Origin of the sequence: Streptomyces sp. XM83C, from assembly GCF_023072675.1 — a bacterium.
Classification (GTDB): Bacteria; Actinomycetota; Actinomycetes; order Streptomycetales; family Streptomycetaceae; genus Streptomyces; species Streptomyces thermocoprophilus.
Genome location: NZ_JALLGL010000431.1, coordinates 1 through 3,948, shown reverse-complemented (window position 1 = coordinate 3,948; position 3,948 = coordinate 1). Strand labels below are relative to the sequence as shown.

Annotated in this window: 4 protein-coding genes; 2 read left to right on the top strand and 2 right to left on the bottom strand. The window is 72.2% G+C overall.

From position 1 onward, the window contains the following. Positions 1-93: 93 nt before the first annotated feature. Positions 94-753, bottom strand: a complete 660-nt coding sequence (locus tag MTQ10_RS28680) for an HAD family hydrolase (protein WP_247473264.1) — start codon at positions 751-753, stop codon at positions 94-96. Between the two features lie 164 nt (positions 754-917). Next, complete coding sequence (locus MTQ10_RS28675) at positions 918-1,499, bottom strand: TMEM165/GDT1 family protein (protein WP_247473263.1); 582 nt, start codon at positions 1,497-1,499, stop codon at positions 918-920. A gap of 395 nt (positions 1,500-1,894) precedes the next feature. Here MTQ10_RS28675 and MTQ10_RS28670 point away from each other — a divergent pair, with 395 nt between their 5' ends. Beyond that, complete coding sequence (locus MTQ10_RS28670) at positions 1,895-2,539, top strand: HNH endonuclease family protein (protein WP_247473262.1); 645 nt, start codon at positions 1,895-1,897, stop codon at positions 2,537-2,539. A gap of 64 nt (positions 2,540-2,603) precedes the next feature. Further along, positions 2,604-3,948: alkaline phosphatase D family protein (locus MTQ10_RS28665; RefSeq protein ID WP_247473261.1), on the top strand; the 1,345-nt coding region annotated here is incomplete at its 3' end.

Sequence of the window (3,948 nt, the reverse complement as noted above, 5' to 3'; positions counted from 1 at the left end):
CCCCTACGCCCGCCCCCACGCCGGGTGCCCACAAGGAGCGCGGCGCTCCAGCCCCTCCGTCCAGCGGGCGCAGCCCGCAGACGCCGGGTGCCGTCACCCCACCCGCAGCCGCACCCCGCCGTCGGCCGCCTCGACGCGCAGCTCCGTGAGGTCCCGTACCCACGCATCGGGCTCGTACGGCCGCGCCCGGTCGCCGACGCCGACGACCCGCATCCCCGCGGAGCGCCCCGCCGCGATCCCGGCGCCGGAGTCCTCGAAGACGACACAGTCGGCGGGGGCGACGCCCAGTTCCGCGGCGCCTTTGAGGAAGCCCTCCGGGTCGGGTTTGCTCGCGCCGACGAATTCCGCTGTGACGCGGATCTCCGGCAGCGGCAGGCCGGCCGCGGTCATGCGAGCTGTGGACAGGGCCACGTCGGCCGAGGTGACCAGGGCGTGCGGGACGCCGCCGGTGCGCAGGGCGGCGAGGAGCTCGGGTGCTCCCGGCACCGGCACGATGCCGTCGGTGTCGGCGGTTTCCTCGGCGAGGAGGCGGGCGTTCTCGGCGTGGTTCTGTTCCATGGGGCGGTGGGGCAGCAGTACCGCCATGGAGGCGTAGCCCTGACGGCCGTGGACGACCTTGAGTACTTCGTCGCCGTCGAGCCCGTGCCGCTCGGCCCAGCGCCGCCAGACGCGTTCGACGACGGCGTCGGAGTTGACGAGGGTGCCGTCCATGTCGAGCAGCAGGGCACGGGCGGTGAGGACTGTGGCCGTCATCGGCAGCTCCAGGTGCGTGGGGGCGGGTTCGGCGGACGGGGCCTCCCGCGGGGGCAAGGCGGCCCCGCCCGCCGGTCAGGGAGAACGGGCGGGAGCCACTTTGTTTCTCTACGGTACAAAATGGGGAGGCGTCGCGCCACCGCCTCGCTTCCCGGGCTCGGGTCTCAGCCCGCGATCGCCTCCCAGAGGCTCCACACGCCGAGGGCCAGCATCAGCAGGGCCGCGATCTTGGTGATCAGGGCCAGCGGTACGCGCTTCATCAGGGCCCTGCCGCCGACGATGCCGAGTCCGGCGACCGCCCACAGGGCCAGCACCGCGCCGAGGCCGACGGAGAGCGGGTCGTCGTAGCGGGCGGCGAGGTTGGCCGTCATGATCTGCGTGAGGTCACCGAACTCGGCCACGAGGATCAGCATGAACCCGGCGCCGGCCACCTTCAGGAAGCTCTGGTTCTCGGGGCGGCGGATCTCCTCCTCGCCCTCGTCCTTCTTCAGCAGCAGCATCGCCGCGCCGCCGAGGAAGAGCACACCGGTCAGGGCGTGCACGAGCTGCTGCGGCAGCAGGGTCAGCACGCTGCCGGCCGCGACCGCCAGGGCGACGTGCAGCGCGAACGCGGCGGCGACGCCGGCGAAGACGTAGGAGGCGCGGTAGCGGGTGCCGAGGACGAGGCCGGCGAGGGCGGTCTTGTCGGGCAGTTCGGCGAGGAAGACGACACCGAAGACGAGCGCCGTCACGGTCAGGCTGATCAAGGGTCCTCAATCGGTCGGGGCCGCCCGGCCGAGAGCACTCACCGTCTTCGGGGACACCTCGGCAGGGCAGCACACTGGGGCGCCCTGCCGTACGGCACGGGCGTGCACTGCTTGCCGAAGGTCTCGCCGGCGGACTTCGGTCCGCCTCCGGGCGCCGGCCCAGCACATGAGCTGAGCAGTATGTCGACGGTCCGGCGTAGGGCTACTCCCCTTCAACGCCTCCCATCGTAGGCGATGAAAGGTTTCCCGGGGATCCGGTGTGGGTCTTGTCACGACCCTTGGCATGACATGTACACGTCGTTAAATTTTCACCGAGCGCTCATCTCCCCGCAACGCGGCGCAGCGAGCATTCCCACGCTCGCACTCCAACACCCCCACTGTCCAAGGGAGTTCGCATGCCCGGATTCTACGCGCGTCGACGGCTGAGCACCGCCCTCGCGGCCACCGCTCTCATAGCCTCCGCCGCCTTCTTCGACTCCCCGTCCGCCTCCGCCGCACTGCCCACCCCGGTCAGCGCCGCCACCGCCCGCAGCTACCTCTCCCAGCTCACCGTCGCCGCCGAGAACCGCACCGGCTACAACCGCGACCTGTTCCCGCACTGGATCACCATCTCCGGCAGCTGCAACACCCGCGAGACCGTCCTCAAGCGCGACGGCACGAACGTCGTCACCAACTCCTCGTGCGCCGCCACCAGCGGCAGCTGGTACTCCCCGTACGACGGCGCCACCTGGACCGCCGCCTCCGACGTCGACATCGACCACGTCGTACCGCTCGCCGAGGCCTGGGACTCCGGCGCGAGCAAGTGGACCACCTCCCAACGGCAGGCCTTCGCCAACGACCTGACCCGCCCCCAGCTGATCGCCGTCACGGACAACGTCAACCAGGCCAAGGGCGACAAGGACCCGGCCGAGTGGATGCCCTCGCGCACCGCGTACCGCTGCACCTACGTCCGCGCCTGGGTGCAGGTGAAGTACTACTACGACCTCTCCGTCGACTCCGCCGAGAAGACCGCCCTCACCAACTACCTGTCGGGCTGCTGACGCCCCGCCTCTCCCCGCCCTCCTCCCTCGTTCCGTACCGTTTGGAACGACGGAGGAGGGACGCATGGCCGCAGCGCTGCGCCTGGGACCACTGCTGAGATACACCGACGGCTCGTCGGCGACCGTCTGGGTCGAGACGAACCGTCCGTGCACCACCGAGGTGCGCTGCGCAGACGGCGCCGGCGGCACCGCCCGCACCTTCCAGGTCGCGGGCCACCACTACGCGCTCGTCGGCGTCGAGGGCCTGACCGCCGGTACGGCCACCGCGTACGAGGTCCTCCTCGACGGCACACGCGTGTGGCCGCTGCCCGGCTCCCCCCTCCCGCCGTCCGTGATCCACGCCCCCGCCGCCGGCGACGACCTGCGCGTCGCCTTCGGCTCCTGCCGCTGGGCCACCCGCCCCTCCGACGAGAAGAACCGCGTCGGCCCCGACGCCCTGGACGCCCTGGCCCGGCGGATCGCCGCCGACCCCGAGGGCGAGCGCCCCGACGTGCTGATCCTGCTCGGCGACCAGGTCTACGCCGACGAGACCTCCCCCGCCGTACGGCGCCGTATCGACGCCCGCCGCGGCCTGTCCGACCCGCCCGGCTCCCAGGTCGCGGACTACGAGGAATACACCTGGCTCTACTACGAGTCCTGGCTCGACCCCGAGGTGCGCTGGCTGCTGTCCACCGTGCCCAGCGCGATGGTCTTCGACGACCACGACGTGATCGACGACTGGAACACCTCCGCCGCCTGGGTCTCCGACATGCGCGCCACCGGGTGGTGGCGGGAGCGGATCGTCAGCGCGCTCATGTCGTACTGGGTGTACCAGCACCTCGGCAATCTCTCCCCCGCCGAACTCGCCGCCGACCCCGTCCACGCCGCCGTGCGCGACGTCCCCGACGGCACCGACGCGCTGCGTGCCTTCGCCGCCCGCGCCGACGCCGACCCCGCCTCCGTCCGCTGGAGCTACCGGCGCGATTTCGGCCGCGTACGGCTGCTGATGGTCGACTCCCGCGCCGCCCGCGTCCTCGACGAGCAGCAGCGGGCCATGCTCGACCCCGGCACGGCCGCCTGGCTGCGCGAACAGGCCCTCGACGCGCCCGGCACCTGCGACCACCTTCTCGTCGGTACGTCGCTGCCGTGGCTGCTGCCGCATCTGGTGCACGACGTCGAGGCGTGGGACGCCGCCTTGTGCCGGGGCGTCAGGGGCGCCCGCTGGGCCCGCTTCGGGGAGTGGCTGCGGCGCCGGGCCGACCTGGAGCACTGGGCGGCGTTCACCGAGTCCTTCGCCGAGTTCACCGACCTCGTCGCGGAGGTGGCTTCCGCGCCTGATGGGCCCGCGACGGTGCTTGTGCTCTCCGGTGACGTCCACCATGCGTATGTCGCCGAGGCCAGGTGGCCGGCGGGCGCCGACGGGGGTGGCC

Excerpts from the sequence above, each read along its gene's own strand:
- MTQ10_RS28670 (WP_247473262.1), top strand. The coding sequence starts at position 1,895 with ATGCCCGGATTCTACGCGCGTCGACGGCTGAGCACCGCCCTCGCGGCC.
- MTQ10_RS28680 (WP_247473264.1), bottom strand. The coding sequence starts at position 753 with ATGACGGCCACAGTCCTCACCGCCCGTGCCCTGCTGCTCGACATGGAC.